Source organism: Streptomyces rapamycinicus NRRL 5491 (assembly GCF_024298965.1).
Classification (GTDB): Bacteria; Actinomycetota; Actinomycetes; order Streptomycetales; family Streptomycetaceae; genus Streptomyces; species Streptomyces rapamycinicus.
The window spans coordinates 365,337-384,918 of the sequence record NZ_CP085193.1 but is presented as its reverse complement, the minus strand read 5'-3'; the positions used below and the strand labels follow the sequence as shown (position 1 = coordinate 384,918).

Below are 19,582 nucleotides of genomic sequence, written 5' to 3'. Positions count from 1 at the left end.
GTCAGGTGCCGTGTCAAGGCTCTATGCTGATCCAACGCATCAGGTCACATCGGTGTTGGAACCATGTGACCGCCATGTTTCCCGGCAGGAAGGTAATCGATTGCAACGGGTCACGATCGCTCAGGTCGCCGAGCGGGCCGGTGTCTCCACCGCCACCGTGTCGCGGGTGCTCTCCCGCCGGGGCCAGGTCTCGGCCGCGGTCGAACGCAAGGTCCGCCGCGCCGCCGACGACCTGGGCTACCAGGTCAATGTCATCGCCAGGGCACTGCGCAACAGTCGTACCGACACCGTGGGGATGGTCGTGCCCAGCATCACCAACCCGTTCTTCACTTCCCTGGTGGAGAGCGTGGAGCACGCCCTCGGGAAGGAGGGCAAGGAGCTGTTCCTGTGCGACGCGCGCTCCGACCCGCGGATCGAGGCGCGCCGGCTGGCCTCGCTCGCCGCGCGCAACGTCGACGGCATCATCGTCAGCCCGAGCCACGGCGTCGACAGCCGGCCCGCCGTCCAGCAGACCGCGGACCGGCTGCCGCTCGTCCAGCTCGACCGCTTCGTCGACGGCACCACCACCGACTGGGTGGGCGTCGACGACGTCGCCGCGATGCGGCAGGTCATGGACCACCTCCACGACGGCGGGGCGCGGTCGGCGGCCTTCATCGGCTCGCTGATGACCCACTCCTCCACGGAGCAGCGGTTCGCCGGGTTCCGGCGGCGCGCCGAGGAGCTGAACATCGAGGTGAAGCCGGATCAGGTGCTGCTCGGCGACTACAGCGTGGAGTGGGGCGAGGCCGCCGTGGCCCGGCTGATCGCGGAGGGCGGCCTGCCGGACGCGCTCGTATGCGCCGATGACCTGATCGGGCTCGGGGCCACCCGCGCCTGCCGGGCCCACGGTTTCGCGGTGCCCCAGCGGGTGCAGGTGACCGGCTACGACGACATCGAGTTCTCCCGGCTGGCCGAACCGGCCCTGACCACGGTCCATCAGCCCCGCGACCGGATCGCCGCGGAGGCGGTACGGCTGCTGGCCGCGGCGAGTTTGGCCAAGGACGCCGAGCGCGGCCCGCACGCGCGGATATCACTCGTGCCGACCCTGGTGGTGCGCGACAGCACCCGGGCCACTCCGGCGCCTCCGGACCGCATATGACGGCCGCTCACCACAACCCCAGGAGGACCCCGATGGACGACGCGGACACCTGGCGCGGGGCGACGGACCTCGCGCGGCGGCTGGTGCGGATCGACACCCGGGGCGGCCGGGAGGCACCGGCCGCCGCACTGGTGGCGGACCGGCTGGACGCCGCCGGGTTCGACGTCCGGGTCGAGGAGCCGATACCCGGCCGGGCCAACGTCATCGCCCGGTTCGGGCCCGCGGCACCACGGGTGCCGGTCACCTTCACCGGACACCTGGACACCGTGCCCGCCGACCCGTCGGGCTGGTCGTTCGACCCGATGAGCGGCGAACTGCGCGACGGCCGGCTGCTCGGCCGCGGCAGCAGCGATATGAAGGCGGGCGTGGCCTGCCAGGTCGAAGCGGCGATACGAGCCGCCCGGGAAAGCCCGCGGGACACCGCCGTACAGCTGATCCTCACCTTCGGCGAGGAGACCGGCTGTCATGGGGCCGAGCAGATCGACGCGGCGTCGCTCACCCCCACCGACCTGCTCATCGTGGCCGAGCCGACCGGCAACCGGACCGTCCTCGGCCACAAGGGCGTGCTGTGGCTCGCCGCGACGGCCCGTGGCGTCTCCGCGCACGGTTCCCGCCCCGAGCTGGGCCGCAACGCGATCGCCGCGCTCGCCGCCGCGGCGACCAGGATCCACGGGCACCGTGACTGGCCGGTGAGCCCGACCCACGGCCCGGCCACGGTCAACATCGGCACGTTCCACGCGGGCGAGCAGCCCAACCTCGTACCGGACCACGCCGAGATGCGCCTGGACGTGCGCACCGTTCCCGGCTTCGGACGGGACGAGGCGATCGCGGAGATCGCCCGCCTGTGCGGCGACGGCATCACCCTGGAACCGCTCCTGGACCTGCCCGGCGTCGCCACCGCCCCGTCGGCCGCCGCCACCGCGCGGGAACTCCTGGCCCCCGGCTCCTCGGCCCGCCCGGCCGAGTACGCGACCTACTTCACCGACGCCTCGGTGCTGACCGGCCGACTCGGCGACCCGGCGGTGGTGGTGTACGGACCGGGCGACCCGGATCAGGCCCATGTCACCGATGAATCCTGCTCGCTGGCCGCCATGACCGAGTCCGCGGAGGCGATGCACCGGCTGCTGCGGCGCTTGTAGTCCGATGAGCGCGGTGCCGTCGGGGCAGGAGCCTGGACACCCGTGAGCAACCGCTCGCGCGCCAAGCCGGCGCCGGGGACACTGCGTCGGCTGCGTTCGTTCGTACGGTCTGTTGGGCGGTCCTACGACAAGGAGAGCGATGCAGGACTCGGGACCACCACCAATGCAAGCGCGTGGCCGAGGAGCCGACTGGTATCGCGGAGACTGCCACATCCACTCCGTGTACTCGGACGGCGAGCTCACTCCTGAGCAGCTGGCAGCCGATGCCCGCGCAGTGGGACTCGACTTCATCGCCACCACGGAACACAACTCCTCGGGCGCGCATAGTGCCTGGGGACGCCATGCCGCAGATGACTTCCTGGTCCTCCTGGGCGAGGAGGTGACCACCAAGACCGGGCACTGGCTCGCTCTCGGCATCGCCCCAGGGCAGGTGATCGACTGGGACTATCGCGTGGGGGACAGACTCATCGGCCGATGCCTGGACCAGGTCCGCGAATCCGGTGGACTGTGCGTGGCCGCGCATCCGCACGCGCCCTATCCCTCAGGCAGCTTCATGTACCCCTACCAGGACCTCGATGTGGTCGAGGTATGGAACGGACTGTGGGCGTCGGACCGGCCGTGGAACGCCGACAACGAGGCGGCCCTCGCCGAGTGGGGCCGAGGACTGGCGGAGGGAATACGCGCGGGGTGCTGGCAGCCGGCCATGGGCAACAGTGACACCCACCTCGAAGGTCAGATCGGCATCCCGCACACCGTGGTGTTCGCCGAGGATCTGAGCATGCCGGCCGTCCTCGCGGGAATCCGCGTGGGCCGCAGTTGGATCGCCGAATCGGCTGCCGTCGATCTGTCACTCACGGCCGTCGCCGCCGGCCACGACGCGGGCATCGGCGAACGCCTGGCAACCAATGGGGAACCCGTCATGGTGCGCGCGCACATACGCGGTGTCCCATCGGGGACCGTCAGCTTTCACACCGACCGGGGCAAAGTCCACCACCAAGCGCTGCCGGACTCAGGCGTGGGTACCGCCGAGTGGCACACGACCTGGGAAGACTCGGCGTTCGTCCGGATCGAGGTACGCCATCCGCATGGCCATATGGCTGCTCTCACCAACCCGATCGTGCTGACTTGACCTCCGCGATCTGCCGGTACGGTTCGCCTGCGCTCGCGCGGAAAGCACAGCGTCGCCTTGACCACAGGGCGGCAGATCTTCGCGGTCGTGGTGACCGTCGTACCGCCTGCCTTCGTCGGCACGGTGCTCGGGCCCCAACTGGTGTCCGAGGGGGGCTTTCGCTGCTGTGCCGCGGTCGTTCGGCCGCGCGGGCTTGAGCGAGATGCCCGGGCCCTTCAGCCCAGGACGGCTCCGCGCGACCGTAGCCACGCGAGCCGCTGCCGCCGCCTCCGTCCTCGCTCGATCCGTACAAGGCGGTGACCGACGGGCCCCTGCGGGCAGACCCGGACACGCCAAGCAAGTGGCGACACACGGTGACCCGGATCTTCCACCGGCTGACCGAAGAGCATGGGCCCGAGCCGAGGTACCGGCCAAGGCCGGCTGATCACTCCCGGTTTCCGCTCGGCGGCCCTTCGCTCTCGGGGCGCCGGGCCGGCACCATGCACTGCTGCCCGGCCTCCTCCACCCCGAGCAACTGTCGCAGCCACAAGCCGAGTGCCGCATAGTCGCCATCGGTGAGACCGAGGCGGGCGTCGACTCGGTGGAGCAGGGCGTGTCCCGGATGATGGGCGGCGACCCAGGCCCGATCAGTGTCAGTGACCTCGTCGTGTTCAGGATTGATCCTGGTCAGGAGCGGATTCGCGTCGGCTTCACGCAGATCGAGGCCTGCGGCATAGGTCCGATACCGTTGCGGCTCCGCACCGAACGGGATGAGCGGTCCGTCGACGTCGAGGAACAGCGGCGGAAGCCGCACAGAGCCAGTCACAGCCGCACAGGATAGCGACAGCACGACCATCGGTCGTCTCGATGAGAAGGGTCGCTCGAAGTGAACAAAGCCGGCGGAACGGCCACCCTGCGCGGCCTGCGCCTTCCACGGCACCGTGACCGTTGCGACTGGGATTCTTGATCGGGTGGGCGGAATTCACAGCCACCGCTGTGCCGCTTCGAGGCTGTCCCCGATACTTGTGTTGAACGCGATGGCGGCCTGGGGCGCATGGCGGCGGATCAGGTTCACGACCTGTTCGAAGAGCGGAAGCAACGGCTCGGCCTTGCGGATCCCGCCACCGACGACCACGACATCCCACGGGTGCCTCGTCAGCGACTCGACGAGGGTGGACTCGGCCGAGTCGTCGAACACGACCACCGTCACGGACGCGTCGATGCGGTGGTGACCGAACCGGGCCAGCTCCGCATCAAGAGCGGCGCGAAGAGCGTCCCCGTCGAGGCCGGGTATCGCTTGTGGATCGTAACCAACGACAAGTACAGAAGACATGCGGGCAACCTACCGGGGGAGCGGGAGGCAGGGGCCGCGCTGTTCGCTGGTGTCATGGGCGCGTTTTCGCGGACCTGCTGCTGCGGGGCGGCGGGCCGAACGCGCCAAGCGCCGTCAGGCCGCATCGGCGGTGCAGGTCGGCCCCATCCGCCCGGCCTCACGTCGGGCGAGCTCCTGGAGCTCCATGCGCGCGGCTGGTGTGCCCGACGCCCACACCGGCCAGGGGAGAATGAGCGGCATGACACGTCTCCGGGCTCCGTTCGGCAGATGGGATCCCGCATCTCTGAGCGAGGTTGTCGCGAGGTTCTCCGGCCTGGAGTCCTGCTGGTGGGTGGCTGGGGGTTTCGCGATCGAGCTCGCGGTGGGCCGCCGGATCCGGAGCCATGGGGACCTTGATGTCCTGCTGCTGCGGCGTGACCAGCTCGTGGCCCAGCAGGCTCTGCCGGGCTGGCAATGGTGGGCCGCCGATCCGCCGGGAAGCCTGCGTCCGTGGGCGTCGGACGAGATACTCTCCCTGGGTGTTCATGACATCTGGTGCCGGGCCGGGGCCGACGATCCATGGCGCATCCAGATCATGATCGACGAGTCCCGTGGTCAGGAATGGGTGTCCCGGCGGGACCCTCGGGTGCGTAGGCCGATCAGCACGCTGGGGATGACCTCGGCTGACGGTGTTCCCTTTCTCGCCCCGGACGTGCAGCTCTACTACAAGGCCAAGGCACCTCGGCCCAAGGACGAAGAGGACTTCGACGCCGCGCTGCCCGTGCTCACGGACCAGCAGCGACGCTGGCTCGTCGACGCGATCTCCAAGACGTACGGACCTCACCCTTGGATCAAGCGCCTGCAGGCGTAACCTCAAGGCCGGTCCACCTGGCCGGTGCCTCACCGGAGCCGTGGAGACCGCCGGTTGTGGTCGCCGGTACGTAGTACTTCCAGGCGGCTCCGGCGGCTCTGAGCCCCGCCATCGTTCCGTTACCCGGACGCCGCAATCGACCACCTGCGACCCCTGCGCGACTCGGTGCCCGCGACATCCTCCGGGCCGCCACCCTCGGTCCGGACAGGCCCACCGGAGAGCTTTCGGTGTCGGACATCCCGTTGCCCGACACCCTGCTCAAGCTGTCTCCAGGCGGCCGTGGGCCCACGAAGCGAGCCCCCGATGCCTGAGGCCGAGTACCCCTAGATGTCGAGCACGATGTCCGTGACCGGCATCGCTTGGCAGGTCAGGGCTTGATCGCCGGGCAGGTCGTCGGGTGGAGCCACCAGGTGGGCGACCTCGCCGTTCAGGACGGTGACGGCGCAGCTCTCACACTGGCCGAGGCGGCATCCACTCGGCATCGGCAGGCCTGCCTTCTCGCCGAGTTCGAGCAGTGTGCCGTCCGCCCGGGTCCAGGTCAGTTCGCGGTCCGAGCGGACGAAGCGTACGGTCGCGGTCGCGTCCGCCGGGATTTCGACGTTTCGCGTAGTGGGCTGGAATCGCTCGGCGAAGATGTCGAACTTCGGGACTCCGCGAGCCGTCAGCCCGGCGGTCACGGCGTCGATCATCGCCTGGGGACCGCAGATGTAGAAGCGGGCGCGTCGGCGGATCAGCTCCTCGTCGAGGTGTTCGGCGGTGACCCGGCCGAAGGCCGAGTAGTGCACGCCGATCACGTCCTCGGCATCCGGGCGGCTGTAGTGGTCGATCACCGTCAGCCGCGGGACGGCCGTGCCCAGCTTCCGCAACCGGTCCGCGAACGGGTGGGTCCTGCGGTTGCGGTTGCCGTAGTGCAGGACCACCTCGGGGACCGAGCCGCCGGTGGACGCCAGCGTTTCGAGGTAGCCGAGGAAGGGGGTGATGCCGACTCCGGCCGCGAGCAGCACCACCGGTTGGTCGTGGTCGACCGGGATCGCGAACAGGCCGGACGGCGCGGTCACCGACACCCGGGCTCCGGCGGTGAAGTGGCGGTGCACGATCGGGGAGAACGCGCCGCCGTCGATCCGTCGGACCGCAAGCCGATACGTTCCGAGTTCGTCGCTCCGTGCCGCGCCGGTCAGCGAGTACGCCCGAGTGGTGCCCGGGGCGGCGTCGGCCTCGGCGAGGGTGATGTGCTGGCCGGGCCGGAACTCCGGCAGCGGACCGCCGTCGGCCGGGCGGAGCACCAGCTCCCGGATGTCTTCGGTCACGTCGTCGGCCGACTCCACGACGAACTCGCGCGGCCCGGACCATGTTCCGGTCGGTATCCGGCGGACGTCACAGGGGGTCGAGCGCAGCGGCACCGAGCCGCTGATCGGGTCGTGCGAGGTGTCGTCGATGAGCAGGTTGTAGTTCTGTTCGCCGTCGGCCAGCGGGTCGGACCCGGGTAGTGCGAGGTCGGGAGCGCTCTGCCACCACCCGTACTCGGCGACCACGGTGTCGGGGTGCAGGCCGGGGTCGACCCGGGCACGCATCCGCACGGCGGCGTTGCGCGTCGTGATCTCCACCAGGTCACCGTCGGTGATGTCCCGGTCCGCGGCGGCCCGCTCGCCGATGTCGACGAGGGGTTCGGGCGAGCGCTTGCGCAGCGACGACAGCCCGCGATGCTGGCTGTGGCAGAAGTAGCCGTTCTTGGCGCAGCTCAAGGTGAGTGGCAAGGCGGGGTCGGTGGGTGGTCCGGCGGATTCGGGCAGCGGGGAGTAGCCGTGGTCGAGCAGCCGCTGTGAGTACAGCTCCACCCGCCCGGTCGGAGTGGCGAATCCGGTGACCTGCCCGTCGGGCGCGGTCTCGGCGTACTTCCGGTACCGCATCGGCAGCGGCACGTCCATGCCGCCGGGGGCCGCACGGAGCTCGTCAACGGTGAGGCCGAGGGGCCCGAGCTGGTGGTTCCACGCCGCCTGGACGTCACCGCCGAAGAATGCGTCTCCGAGCCCCAGGCGGTTGGCGAGGTCGAAGACGATGTCGAGGTCGGAGCGGGACTCGCCGAGCGGGTCGAGCATACGGGGGCGCAGCTGTACGCGCTGCTGAGCACGGTGCGAGACCTCGAAGCCCGCACGCAGCCCTTCACGCTCCCAGGGAGTGTTGGCGGGCAGGAGGATGTCGGCGAACCGCGCTGTGGGATTCTCGAACAGATCGATGTGCACGCCGAATTCGAGCCGCCGCAGGGCCTCGGCCGTGCGCACCGGATCGGGCTGGGACAGCAGCAGGTTCCCTCCGAAGGAGACCAGGGCCCGCACCCGGTACGGATCCCCGTCGATGATCGACCTGCACAGGGCCCGTGCGGTGACCCAGCCGGACGCCGGGGGGCCGAGGGGGTGCTCGTCGAGGCCCAGCGCCTTCACCGCCTGCTCGGGTGTCGGCGGCAGGGCCATCCTGGCGAGCGATTGCTGCGGCAGGACGACGTTCCCACCGGGTGCGTCGTAGCAGCCGGTGAGCGCGTACAGGGTGGCGATGGCGCGTTCGGTCTGCGTCGCGTCGGCGTGCTGGCCGACCCCGGTCCAGGTTCCGTAGCTGACCGAGCGTGCGGTGGCCAGGTCGTCGGCGAACGCGATGAGCGTGTCGGGGTCCACCCCCGTCACCGACGACGTGCGCTGGAGCGGCCAGGCCGCCACGGCGTCGAGGTAGTGCTGGAACGCCGGCCGGCAGGTGATCGTGCCGGAGCGAGTGCGAACCCGGTAGGTGCCGCGCAGAGCGAATCGCCGCGGGGCGACGGCGGCCCGGGCGGTGTCGTAGGGCTCGGGCCCACGGCCGTGCTCGTCCCACACGACGTAGCCGAAGCCGCCGGGGGCCAGCTCGTCCGCCCGCAGGAAGCGGCCGTCGTCCTCACGCACCAGCAGCGGCCCGTTGGTCCAGGCACGCAGGAACTCCTGGTCGCCGCCGTGGCGGCGGAGAACGAGGTCGGCCAGTCCGAGCGCCAGGGCGCCGTCGGTGCCCGGCCGTACCCGCAGCCAGTGGTCGGCCTGCGTCGCGCCGGCCGAGCGGCGCGGGTCGACGACGGCCAGGCGGGCTCCCCGCGCCCGTGCCTCGGCCAGGGCAGCCGACCGGGCAAGCCAGGTCTTGGCCGGGTTGTGACCCCACAGCACCGTCAGGTCGGTGTCGGCGAAGTCCGGGGCCGGCTGCGCGCTGCCGAAGGTGAAGGCGTGCGCGAAGTCCTTGTGCCAGTTGCAAATCTCGGTCGAGTAGCAGATGTTCGGACTGCCGTAGAGGTGGATGAACCGCTCCACCCAGTCGATGGCGTCGCTCATCGGCGTACCGCTGGGAGAGGTCACCGAAAAGGCGACGGACTCCGGACCGGTGGTGTCCCGGAACTCCGCCAGCCGGTCGGTGATCTCCGCCATCGCCTCCTCCCAGCTGATCTCCTTCCACCCCGGATCGGGGTCGGCTCGCGGCGTGGTGCGGCGCAGCGGCCGGGTCAGCCGAGCCGGGCTGTGCACGAGCTCGGGCGCCGCCCGGCCCTTCGGGCACAGCGCCGCACCCGTGGGGTGGTCCGGGTCCGGACGCACACTGACCATCGCCCCCGATTCGATGGTGTAGATCGCGCCGCAGCGTGACTTGCAGAGGGTGCAATAGCCCCGTGCCTCGGTCATCGTCTCCGCCTCCACGTGGTACGACGCCCCCTTGGTGATCGCTACCGGCATTCTTCCCCAGCCGTACGGCCACCAGATCGATCCGGCCCCGGTGGGCGGGCTGTTTCCTTGATGTCAGCTGTGGCCGTGGACCCGCTGGACGTCTGCCTCGGGCGTGTCGCGCAGGTCGTCGTTGGCGAGCCGTCCAGGCCCGGCTCGCTGCCGACTGTGCGGTAGACCGCCTTCATCAACGGTAACGTCGGGGACTTGCCGGAGGCTGTCAGGCCAGGAGCCCGGACTGGGACCAAGGCGACGATTCCGGGGCCCTCGGACCGTGTCCGCAATCGCCACACGCTCGGCTCCCGAGGAGTTCGGCCACCGAAGTTCGACAAACCGGCCGCAGCCCTCAACGTGTGACCGCGAGTGGATTCGCGGTCGGCCTCAGCGTGTTGGCGCGGACCCGGCGCAGGCGTCGGCGATGGCCTGAGTGTCCCAGTAGAACGGACGGACCTCGGTGATCTGCCCGTCCTTGACCGTGATCGTTTGCAGGATCGGGAAGCTGAGTTCACGGCCGGTCGCACGAGCGCGAGCACGGACCTGAGTGAGCACGACCGCGGTCTCACCGGTGGCAAGAAACTCCTGCTCCACCATGTCGAACGTTTCCCAGGCCTGTCCCATCGCGAGGAAGAACTGCGTCATTCCGTTGTGCCCACGCCAAGTGCCTCCGTATGGCAGAGCATCTGCCTGATGCAGCTCGACATTCGGTGCGAAGAAGGGGGCGAGCAACTCGAATGAGGCCCCGCCGGGGCCTCCGGCCGCCAGGTACTCCGCCTCAGCCGCATACATGCCGGTGAGGACGGTTACTGAGTCTGTATCTGTAGTGGATGGCATCGTCATGCCGCCAGAATGACCGGCGAAGGCCCACCGTGCTGGCGGGGATCAGACATCGCGGTCGACGCTTTCGCGACAGGCCCTCACCGTGTCATTCAACCTTCGTCGGTCTGGTGCCACTCCATTGTGGCTTCATGAGCCGCGAGTTCCTCCGGGTTGCCCAGGAAGGCAGGACCGCAGCCGGCCGGAAGACGCCGGACCACCATGGCGATGGCCTCCTGTGCTGTGGCTGTACTGCCCACCCGGCGGGCCCCCTTCTACCGCACCGTGGGCCATGGGTGCCGCCTGCGTCGGGCGCTGCCGGATCCCGCGGCTGTCGTGAGGTCGAGCGGTTGAGGGCCTGTGGTGGTCGGTTGGTCTCGGCCCCCAGGCCGTCCGCTCGCCTTGGAGGGGACCGACCGTGACCTCGGGCCACCACATTTGCGGCGTCGTTCCGCTCACCGGCGCCGGTCACTTCCGCGTGGCGTCGGTGCAGTAGATGTCCTTGCCCGGCAGGTGGCCGGTGGTCAGGAAGCCAACGGTGGCCTTGTCGGCGCAGGCGGTACCCGCGTCGTAGACGTAATGCCCGCCGTTGTCGACGCCGACGAAGGCGGAGCGGTCGCCCAGGGCACGGTGCAGCCCGAGGCCGCCTTCCCATGTGGTGGCGTTGTCCCGGCGGTTCTGCAGGATCAGGGTGTTGCGCGGACCCTTGTCGGTTACGGCGACCGGCTTTTCCACCGGCTTCTTCCAGAAGGCGCACGTCCAGACGTTGGCCGGCATTCCCGCGGTGAGCGGGTACGCCTTCCGGTTGGCGGCGGTGCGGGTGGCGTAGCCGCCGACATCGTGGGGCCACTCGGCGTCGCCGCAGGTGAGAGCCAGGAACATGGTTGCCTGGTTGTCCGCGGGGACGCCCGGGGGCGCCGGGGTGTCGGCGAGGACCTGCTGGAGCACCGCCTTGTCGGCGCCCGTGGTGTGGCCGTCGGCCAGGGCGGAGGCCGCCTTCCAGAACTGGGTCAGGGGCGCGAGGGTGTCGTTGTGCAGGAGCATGCTGTAGGTGATGTTCCGCAGCAGCGGCCCGTCCAGCGACAGGGATGTGCCGGGAACCGGTACGGGCTTGCGGTCGAGCCGGTCGGCGAGGGCGAGGTAGGTCCGGGTCACCTGCTTGACGCTGTTGCCCAGCCCGAGGGTGCTGTCCTGGGCCGCGGCGACGGCGGCCGCGTCGGGGAACCGGTCGGCCATGCCCTTGCCCCAGGTGTCCGCCACCTCATCGGCCCATACCTTGGTGGCGTTGACGTTGCCTTCAAGGATCATCCGATCGGTCCGGGCCTGGAACAGGGACCGGTAGACGGCGCCGAGGTAGGTGCCGTAGGACTGGCCCCAATAGGAGATCTTCTCCTCGCCCAGCGCCTGGCGGATGCGGTCCATGTCGCGGGCGGTGTTGGCGGTGTTGAAGTACTTCAGGTTCTCGCCCGCCGTGTCGGCGCACTTCTTGGCGTTGGCTTCGGCGAGGGCCACGTTCTTGGTGATCGAGCCGTCCGCGGCGGGGTACGGGAAGAGCGCGGAGACGCCGGGGTCCTTCAGACCGCAGCTCTGCGGGGTGCTGTGCTCGACGCCGCGCGGGTCGAAGCCGATCAGGTCGTAGCTGTCGGTTACGGCCTTCGGCAGTGTGGGCGCCATGGTTCCGGGTGTGTCGAGACCGCCCAGGGCCGGTCCGCCGGGGTTCAGCAGCAGGACGCCATGCCGTTTGCCGGGCGTGGCGGTGGCCAGCCGGGAAACCGCCACGTCGATCTGCTCGCCGCCGGGGTCGCGGTAGTTCAGCGGGACCTTCAGCGTTCCGCAGGTCAACCGGGCGTTCCGGGGCGTTCCCTTGGCCGGGCGAGGGCACTTGCCCCAGGCGATCCCGGCGTGGTCCGCCGCGGTCTGCGTGGCGGTCGGCCCGGTCTGCTTTCCCGCCTTGGTCTGTGCCGTGTCCCCGTCGTCCCCGTCACATGCCGCCAGCCCGGTTCCGGCCAGCGTGGAAACCACCAGAGCCACGGCGAACCGGCGGCCCCCGGGGAAACCGGACTTTCCAGAATCGCGCATCGTTCTCATGGTGTCGCCCTCCTGGCGTTCGACATGGCCGGACCGCCGGTCCGACCGCTGCGTTGACAGTCAGGGAGTCAACAAGAGACCGCTGGTGCCGGGCTTCACCCCCGAGTGGACACATGAGTAGCTCGCTCGGGGGACCCGGCGGGGTCGAGGGCGACCTCGGCGGCACGGAAGGGGTCGGCGGTCGCATCGGCCGCGCTCGATGGCGAACGGCGGATGGAGTTCTGCCGCGAGCTCCTGGCGGCCGCGCCGGAGGACGCCGAGGGGGCCCCGCGCCGCTCGTGGCGCGAGGCGATGCTGGACACGGCCTGTCCGGCGACCGGTTCACCGAGGCCGCGCTTGATACGGCACCCTGCCCACGAAGAGCGTCGCGGCGGACATCATGTGCCGCCGGGCAGAAGGGCTGCGCGGCGGCACATGGCCAGGAGCCGGAGGGTCGGCCGTGCGGCCGGTCCGAAGAAGTCGACGCGCTGCTGGCCGACTCATCCCCTCCTGGTGAACTCTTCGGGATGATCGTCGCGGCGACGACCCTCCTGCGACGCGGGACTTGGGAGAAGCGCCCGGCCCATGTCAGCCGCGCTTCGCTGACGTCCCGGCCCGCAAGCCGTCGACGAGCAGGTCGAGCATCCGCCCGGCCTGCTCGCGGTCTTCGGTCGCGAGGAAGATCCCTACCAGGGTGCTGACGACGTCGTCGGGGCGCACGTCTGCCCGGAGCGTGCCCTCCCGTGCCCCGGCGGCGATCAGCGCGCCGACGGCGCCGTTGATGTTCGCTCGCGCGCGGGCGGAGGCAACCGTGCCCTCGGCGGTGATCGCCTTCAGTGTCTCGGCCATGCCGCGCTTGGTGGCGATGAAGTCGGCGTAGTCGTCCATCCACATGCGCAGTGCGGTGACGGCCTCGTGCTCGGCGAGCAGCGGCTCCACGCGGGAGCACAGCTGCGCTCGCTCGGCCCGGTAGACCGCCTCGATCAGCGCCTCGCGGGTCGGGTAGTGCCGGTAGAGCGTGCCGATCCCGACGCCGGCCTCGCGGGCGACGGCCTCCAGGGTCGGCGTCTGTCCGGCGGTGAAGGCGGCGCGGGCCACCTCGAGGAGGCGGTCCCGGTTGCGCTGGGCATCGGCCCGCAGGCGTGGTTCACGGTCGACAGCGGCCATGAAGCGGAGGCACCTCCGATTATGCTACGTTGCGGAGGTCCCTCCGCTTAGCCGTGAGCCTACCGTTCCACGGGAGCCCCACCATGACCACCACCCGCACCACTTCGGGCGCACGCCCACACCCCGGCGGACTCACGTCTCTCGCCGGACGTCCCGTCGCCCGCATCGGCTACGGCGCGATGCAGCTCGAACACGGTGACGACGAGCAAGCCCTCGCCGTACTGCGCCGGGCCGTCGAACTGGGCGTCGACCACATCGACACCGCCGAGTTCTACGGAGCGGGCCGCGTCAACGCGCGCATCCGAGCCGCACTGCGTCCCTACCCCGAGCACCTGGTGCTGGCCGGCAAGGTCGGTGCCACCAGCGATCCGGGCGGCCAGTACGGGCTGCGTCCGGCGCAAAAGCCCGCCGAACTGCGCTCCGAGCTGGAGGCGAACCTGCGCACGCTGGGCGCCGAGCGCCTCGACGTGGTCAACATCTACCCGATGTACCGGACGCAGGGAATCCCCGCCGGCCAGCGGGTCGACTTCGACGACCAGCTCGCCGAGCTGATCGCCCTGCGCGACGCCGGGCTGCTCGGCGGAATCGGCCTCAGCCACGTCGACGCCGACCAGCTACGGCACGCCCTGCCGGCCGGTGTCGTCTGCGTGCAGAACGCCTACAGCCTCGTCGACCGTTCGTCCGAGCCCGTGCTCGACCTCTGCCGCGAGCACGGCATCGCCTGGGTGCCGTACTTCCCGCTCGGGTCGGGGTTCCCGGAGCTGCCGAAGGTCGCCGACCAGCCCGCCGTGCGGGAGGTGGCGACGCGGCTGGGCGCCACCCCGTCCCAGGTCGGGCTGGCATGGGTGCTCACCCGGGGGCCGCGGACGCTTCTCATCCCCGGCACCCGCTGCATCGACCACCTCGAGGAGAACCTCGCTGCCGGCGACGTCGTGCTCGACGAGGAGGCGCTGGCGGCGCTGGAGGGCTAGGGGGCTTCTGATGGATCTCCGCGGCGTCGCGACGCCCGTCACCGTTGTGCTGGCTGCGAACGGTCGCCGGAAGCTCAGCGGCAGGTCGGGGGACGCGGGGTCGAGTTGCCAGCGGCAAACGCACGGGCCACGGAGACCTTTCCGAGCGTCAGCGGTGCCGTGCGGGCCCCTCTGGTGGACGTCGCTACGGCGGATTAGCTCGACTTCTCCTGGCCCGGTGGGTCCGCGAACTGGACACGCTTGCCGAGGGATTGAGCAAGCAGCTTGCGGAGACGGCCGGACGGACGCGACGCCGGTACCGACCGAGAGGCAGGAATCCCAGGCAGAACACCGCAAGGGGCTCGACGACAGCCGTCGTCGAGCCCCTTCCGGCTTGCGCAGGTCGGATTTTCCGATCGCACTCCGAGGCGTTGGTGGGGTAGCCTGTCCGGGATTTCGCGCGGCAGGATCTCTGCCGCCCCGCTCGGCGCGCTCGGCGTCGACACGCACTGCGTGCCCTGGCCGGAAGGAGGCGAGAGACATGGACCGTGCCGAATGCGTTGCGGCCATAGTTGCCTCCGGCCGTGTGCCCTCCCTCCTCCACGGCGCGCGGTAAGTCTCTTCCCCTTCTGTTTCTTTCTCTGCGGCATCGTCATGAGACGTCGCCTCTGAGACGCCTCTTGTGGCATGTCCTGGCCCGCGGTCCATCGCCGCATGGGTCGTGGGGAAGCGTGCCCGTGGACGGGCTCTGCCTTTGCTGATCAGCAAAGGCACCAGCGTGAGTGACCAGCAGCTGGTGCGGCATGCCCGGGTACCGCCCCGCGTACACCCGGCCCGTCGGCACCCCTGCGACCGTCCCTGGCCGGCTGCCTCGGCAGCACCTCGACGCGAAACATGTGTGATCGCCTTGAACAAGAAACTTCCCGGAGGGGAAGCCACCCCGTCCACCCCTGGCCCTTCTACGGACACAGACCGTTCCACGGGCCGCGACGTTCCCGTCGTGGCCCCGGCTCCCGACCCGAAGCGCTGGTGGGCGCTGGCCGTCATCGCCCTCGCCCAGCTGATGGTGATCCTGGACGGCACCATCGTGAACATCGCCCTGCCCTCCGCCCAGCGTGCCCTCGGCATGTCGGACGCCGACCGGCAGTGGGTGATCACCGCCTACACGCTGGCCTTCGGCGGGCTGCTGCTGCTCGGCGGCCGTATCGCCGATCTGGTGGGCCGCAAGCGCACCTTCGTCATCGGCCTGGCCGGGTTCGCCGTGGCCTCCGCACTGGGCGGCGCGGCGGCTGGTCCCGGGATGCTGTTCGCGGCGCGGGCCCTGCAAGGCGCATTCGCCGCGGTCCTGGCGCCGTCGGCTCTGTCGCTGCTGACGACGACGTTCACCGACCCCAAGGAGCGGGCCAGGGCGTTCGGGGTCTACGGTGCGCTGGCCGGCGGCGGCAGCGCGGTCGGGCTGATCGTGGGCGGTGTGCTGACCGAGTATCTGAACTGGCGCTGGTCCCTGTATGTCAACGTGCCCATCGCGCTGGCCGCCCTGCTCGGCGCCCCGGCCTTCCTGAGCGACCGCTCCGGCCGTCGGGGCGGGCGCCTGGACGTGCCGGGCGCGCTGCTGGGCTGCGGCGGACTCGTCGCCCTCGTGTACGGCTTCAGCGAGGCCGAACCCCGAGGCTGGACCAGCCCGTCGGTGCTCACACTGTTCGCGGCCGGCGTGATCCTGCTCGTCGTCTTCGTGTGGTGGCAGAGCCACGCGGCGAGTCCGCTGCTGCCGCTGCACATCCTCAAGGACCGCGTCCGGGCGGGATCCTTCGCGACGATGGGCCTGGCCACCGTCGGCATGTTCGGCGTCTTCCTGTTCCTGACGTACTACCTGCAGGTCGTCCTGGGCTATCCGCCCGTGCGGACGGGCCTGGCCTTCGTGCCGATGTCGGTCGGGATCGTCATCGGCGCGACCCAGATCGCGGCCCGCCTGCTGCCGCGCACGGCGCCGCGCACCTTGATGTCGTCCGGCATGCTGCTGGCCGCCGTCGGCATGGTGCTGCTCAGCCGTCTGACCGTGCACGCGCGGTACGTCCCGCACGTGCTGCCCGCCCTGCTGCTGCTCGGTCTGGGCATGGGCCTGACCTTCATGCCGGTCTACGCGACGGCCACCGCCGGGGTGCCCGCGGAGGACGCCGGTGTGGCCTCGGCGGCCCTCAACACCGTTCAGCAGATGGGCGCTTCGCTGGGCACCGTACTGCTCAACACCATCGCCACCGGCGCCACCAGCCGCTACGTCCACTCGCACCCGCACGATCCGGACCGCAACGGCCTGATCCTCAACGAAGGCATGGTGCACGGCTTCTCCGTCGCCGACTGGTGCTCGGCGGGCGTCCTGCTGCTCGCCGCTCTGGTGGCGGGCCTGGCCGTGCGGGCCCGGACGCTGCAGCGCGCCGGACGCGACGCACCCGCCTAGCCGGCCTGGGTCCCGCCCCGCCACCCTCCCCCTCACCCACCGAAGGACCCTCCATGAAACCCCTGACCGAGCATGACATCCGTACCTCATTCGTCAACTGCTCGAAGGGTGAGGCCAAACGCCTCCCCCTGCCCAAGAACCTGGCGGACCTCGAGCACTGGGACGACCTGGACTTCCTGGGCTGGTTCGACCTGTCCGCGCCCGATCGCAGCTATCTCGTCGTCGAACGCGCCGACGAGCTCGTCGGCCTGTCCCTTCGCTCCGCCTCCGGCAAGCGCGGCTTCCTGCGCCGCAGCCTGTGCTCGCTGTGCCTGACCACGCATCCCGGCAGCGGTGTCTCCCTCATGACCGCCCGCAAGGCAGGCCCGGCCGGTCGCGACGGCAACTCGGTGGGCCTCTACATCTGCACCGACCTGGACTGCTCCTTGTACGTACGGGGCAGGAAGAAGCCGGCATCAGGAGGGCGCATGGAGGAGTCCCTCACCGTCGAGCAGCAGATCGAGCGCCTCTGCGGCAACCTCGACGCGCTCTTGGAGCGGGTCTTCGACTGAGGCGGAAAGGGGGCTCGGCGGCGATCGTCGTCGAGCCCCTCCGGTGGCGGGCATTGCAGAGTGCTCGGCGCCGACCGGAGACGCTGCGGCAGCGGGAGGTATCACGGAGCGATGTCATGGTGATGCCGTAGGCGAACAGCGCGAATGAGGGCATCCGGGCTTTGGGGCATTGAGGGCGGGGGCCGAGTGCTCCGCGCGCCGAGGGTTCACGCCCTGCCGTCCAATGAGCAGTGTGCATTGTGAAGTCGCAGGTCATGTGGTCTGGCGTGACGTTGTTTCGGGGTGTTCGTGCTGGACAGTCCGGGGTGTAGATCGTCTGGCGGGGCGGCTTTGCGGGTTCCCGCCCGTCGTCGCCGGTGTCGCTTCTACGATCCGGCGCATGATGGACCCCGAGGTGCTGGAGCGGATCACCGCGTGACGTGCGGAGCTGGACGGACTTGAAGAACAGCTGGTCAAGCAGCTGGTGGAGGTGCGGGCGGAGCGGGACGAGCTCGCGCCGTGGCCGAACGGGTTCTGCAGCGGCTGAGCGAGCAGATCGCCGACGAGCAGGCGGAGGCCGGGGCGTCGGTCGTTCAAGTAGCGGGCCGGGCAGTGTGGTTGGTTCCGGACCGTGCGCCGGGCGTGGCCGAGTCCGCGCTGCCGGCGGAGTACCAGCGCATCCTCGCCGCGGTGCGGCAGGCCGCTGGTCCGGTCGCGGTCCGACCAATCGGTGAGGTGCTGGGCTTGGACACGGGGGTGCGGGGGAAGCTGGAGCCGCTGCGGGCGAAGATGACCAAGCTCGCCGATCGTGGCTGGCTGCACAAACGCCCCGAACGGGCGGTTCCCGCACGCCTGTGATCGCGTGGGGTAGGGCGTAACGGACAGGTTTCCGGATGGACACTTTCGACAGGTCGGGGATCTGCCTCGACCGGATCCAGGCCGAGGAGTTCTGCGGCTTCGTCTACGTCAACCTCGACCCGGCCGCCCGGCCCCTGACGGAGCAGGCTCCCGACCTCGCCGCCGAGTCGCATACGACGTGTCCGGCGCGACCGTCAAGGAGCACGCGGTGTGGTGGCTGTGGCCCAACACATGCCTGCTGCGCTACCCCGGACGGGGCAACTTCATGATCTTCCAGGTGCTGCCGGCCGGGCCCGATCGAACCGTGGAGACCTGGGACTTCTTCCTGGAGGGCCCGGAGCTCAACGAGGCGGAGGAGCAGTCGGTGCGGTACATCGACGAGGTGCTGCAAGTACAGGACATCGGCCTGGTCGAGAGTGTCCAGCGCGGCATGGGCACGCCCGCCTTCGACCAGGGCCGGATCGTCTACGACCCCGAGCGGGCACCCGGGCTCTCCGAGCACGGTGTGCACCACTTCCACGGCCTCGTCCTCCAGGCCTACCGCACGCTGGCGGGCGGCACGACCGCGCCCTGATCGCCAAGGTGCCTGCCCTCTCCATCCCGTAGCGAGGTGCGTCCGCATGCCCGAGCCAGTCATCATCACATGCGCTCCGACCGGAGGCATCCACACCCCGACGATGTCACCGCACCTGCCGATCACCCCGGACGAGATCGCTCAGGCCTCCATCGAGGCCGTGCGGGCGGGCGCGGCCATCGTCCACTTGCACGCCCGCGATCCGCAGACCGGCAAACCCGACCCCCGGCCGGAACTGTTCCAGCGGTTCCTGCCGCGGATATCCGCCGAGACCGACGCCGTCGTCAACATCTCCACGGGTGGGGCCCGCGGAAGCACGACCAGTGGAAACACGACTGGGAGCCCGACTTCCTCGAGTCGACGCGCGACCTGGTCTTCAAGAACACCTTCGCCGATCTCGAGTACATCGTGAAGGAGCTGGGCGGGGCACACGGCACCAGGTTCGAGTTCGAGTGCTACGACCTCGGCCACCTGTACAACCTCGCCTGGCTCATCGACCAGGGGTGGATCGAACCGCCCTTCTTCGTGCAGATGGTCTTCGGCGTGCTGGGCGGTGTGGGCGCTGACCTGGACAACCTTGCGCATATGCACACCGTCGCCGAGAAGCTCTTCGGGGACGACTACGAGTGGTCGGTCCTCGCGGCTGGTCGGCACCAGATGCCCTTCGCGACGCAGGCCGCCATGCTCGGCGGGAATCTCAGGGTGGGAATGGAGGACAGCCTCTTCATCGGCCCCGGCGAACTCACCCCGTCCAACGCGGCCCAGGTCCCGAAAATCCGCACGATCATCGAGTCCCTCGGGCACACCGTCGCCACTCCGGCCGAGGCTCGTCGTCGACTTGGTCTGAAAGGAGCGGACAAGCGTCGAAGACGTCGACA

The 19,582-nt window shown here is 70.1% G+C and carries 18 protein-coding genes and 1 pseudogene; 11 read left to right on the top strand and 8 right to left on the bottom strand.

Translation table 11 applies throughout. The annotated features are described in order from the left end of the window. Positions 1–100 precede the first annotated feature (100 nt). The 3 genes from LIV37_RS01700 to LIV37_RS01690 all read left to right on the top strand — a co-directional run bounded on the left by LIV37_RS01700 (position 101) and on the right by LIV37_RS01690 (position 3,406). A complete protein-coding gene (locus tag LIV37_RS01700; protein ID WP_020865382.1) occupies positions 101–1,138 on the top strand; it encodes a LacI family DNA-binding transcriptional regulator in 1,038 nt (345 codons plus the stop codon). Between the two features lie 32 nt (positions 1,139–1,170). After that, entirely contained in the window at positions 1,171–2,277 is a 1,107-nt protein-coding gene (locus LIV37_RS01695) for a M20 family metallopeptidase (protein ID WP_020865381.1), read from the top strand. 139 nt (positions 2,278–2,416) lie between these two features. Then, the gene (locus LIV37_RS01690; protein ID WP_167525902.1) at positions 2,417–3,406 is read left to right on the top strand and encodes a CehA/McbA family metallohydrolase; all 990 of its coding nucleotides are present in this window, start codon (positions 2,417–2,419) and stop codon (positions 3,404–3,406) included. A gap of 424 nt (positions 3,407–3,830) precedes the next feature. Here the strand turns inward: LIV37_RS01690 and LIV37_RS01685 are convergent, their stop codons facing one another. From LIV37_RS01685 to LIV37_RS51655, 3 genes are all read right to left on the bottom strand, one after another. Next, the gene (locus LIV37_RS01685) at positions 3,831–4,211 is read right to left on the bottom strand and encodes a hypothetical protein (RefSeq protein WP_243146424.1); all 381 of its coding nucleotides are present in this window, start codon (positions 4,209–4,211) and stop codon (positions 3,831–3,833) included. 156 nt (positions 4,212–4,367) lie between these two features. Next, entirely contained in the window at positions 4,368–4,718 is a 351-nt protein-coding gene (locus LIV37_RS01680) for a hypothetical protein (protein WP_121825938.1), read from the bottom strand. A gap of 114 nt (positions 4,719–4,832) precedes the next feature. Further along, positions 4,833–4,958, bottom strand: coding sequence for a hypothetical protein (locus LIV37_RS51655; protein ID WP_020865377.1), 126 nt, complete (start codon positions 4,956–4,958; stop codon positions 4,833–4,835). On the opposite strand from LIV37_RS51655, the gene LIV37_RS01675 reads away from it, so the two are divergent. Beyond that, positions 4,957–5,568 (top strand): nucleotidyltransferase domain-containing protein, encoded by a 612-nt coding sequence (locus LIV37_RS01675; protein ID WP_020865376.1) that lies wholly within the window; start codon positions 4,957–4,959, stop codon positions 5,566–5,568. The genes LIV37_RS51655 and LIV37_RS01675 overlap by 2 nt on opposite strands. Positions 5,569–5,891: 323 nt before the next feature. On the opposite strand, the gene LIV37_RS01670 is transcribed toward LIV37_RS01675, so the two are convergent. The 5 genes from LIV37_RS01670 to LIV37_RS01650 form a co-directional block, all read right to left on the bottom strand. Then, the gene (locus tag LIV37_RS01670) at positions 5,892–9,251 is read right to left on the bottom strand and encodes a molybdopterin-dependent oxidoreductase (protein WP_121826294.1); all 3,360 of its coding nucleotides are present in this window, start codon (positions 9,249–9,251) and stop codon (positions 5,892–5,894) included. Positions 9,252–9,671: 420 nt separating this feature from the next. After that, entirely contained in the window at positions 9,672–10,127 is a 456-nt protein-coding gene (locus LIV37_RS01665) for a nuclear transport factor 2 family protein (RefSeq protein ID WP_185057946.1), read from the bottom strand. Between the two features lie 89 nt (positions 10,128–10,216). Next, the gene (locus LIV37_RS01660) at positions 10,217–10,363 is read right to left on the bottom strand and encodes a DUF6193 family natural product biosynthesis protein (protein WP_274596692.1); all 147 of its coding nucleotides are present in this window, start codon (positions 10,361–10,363) and stop codon (positions 10,217–10,219) included. Positions 10,364–10,571: 208 nt separating this feature from the next. After that, a complete protein-coding gene (locus tag LIV37_RS01655) occupies positions 10,572–12,182 on the bottom strand; it encodes an alpha/beta hydrolase (RefSeq protein WP_243146425.1) in 1,611 nt (536 codons plus the stop codon). 576 nt (positions 12,183–12,758) lie between these two features. Beyond that, on the bottom strand, positions 12,759–13,337 hold the full coding sequence (locus LIV37_RS01650) for a TetR/AcrR family transcriptional regulator (RefSeq protein ID WP_020865372.1): 579 nt from the start codon (positions 13,335–13,337) through the stop codon (positions 12,759–12,761). An 83-nt stretch (positions 13,338–13,420) separates the two neighbouring features. On the opposite strand from LIV37_RS01650, the gene LIV37_RS01645 reads away from it, so the two are divergent. The 7 genes and pseudogenes from LIV37_RS01645 to LIV37_RS01615 all read left to right on the top strand — a co-directional run. Continuing rightward, positions 13,421–14,308 carry an aldo/keto reductase gene (locus tag LIV37_RS01645; protein WP_020865371.1) on the top strand — a complete coding sequence of 296 codons (888 nt, stop codon included), beginning with the start codon at positions 13,421–13,423 and terminating at the stop codon, positions 14,306–14,308. Positions 14,309–15,287: 979 nt separating this feature from the next. After that, on the top strand, positions 15,288–16,742 hold the full coding sequence (locus LIV37_RS01640) for an MFS transporter (RefSeq protein ID WP_020865370.1): 1,455 nt from the start codon (positions 15,288–15,290) through the stop codon (positions 16,740–16,742). 53 nt (positions 16,743–16,795) lie between these two features. Next, positions 16,796–17,293: an FBP domain-containing protein gene (locus LIV37_RS01635; protein WP_020865369.1), complete on the top strand. Its 498-nt coding sequence runs from the start codon at positions 16,796–16,798 to the stop codon at positions 17,291–17,293. A gap of 498 nt (positions 17,294–17,791) precedes the next feature. Then, positions 17,792–18,130: a hypothetical protein gene (locus LIV37_RS01630; RefSeq protein ID WP_254807084.1), complete on the top strand. Its 339-nt coding sequence runs from the start codon at positions 17,792–17,794 to the stop codon at positions 18,128–18,130. Between the two features lie 178 nt (positions 18,131–18,308). Beyond that, positions 18,309–18,704, top strand: a complete 396-nt coding sequence (locus tag LIV37_RS01625) for an SRPBCC family protein (RefSeq protein ID WP_020865367.1) — start codon at positions 18,309–18,311, stop codon at positions 18,702–18,704. A gap of 46 nt (positions 18,705–18,750) precedes the next feature. Next, positions 18,751–19,116, top strand: coding sequence for a 3-keto-5-aminohexanoate cleavage protein (locus tag LIV37_RS01620; RefSeq protein WP_309471125.1), 366 nt, complete (start codon positions 18,751–18,753; stop codon positions 19,114–19,116). Next, positions 19,113–19,490: pseudogene (locus tag LIV37_RS01615) on the top strand (beta-keto acid cleavage family enzyme); the annotation flags it as partial. The gene LIV37_RS01620 and the pseudogene LIV37_RS01615, both read left to right, overlap by 4 nt. Positions 19,491–19,582 lie beyond the last annotated feature (92 nt).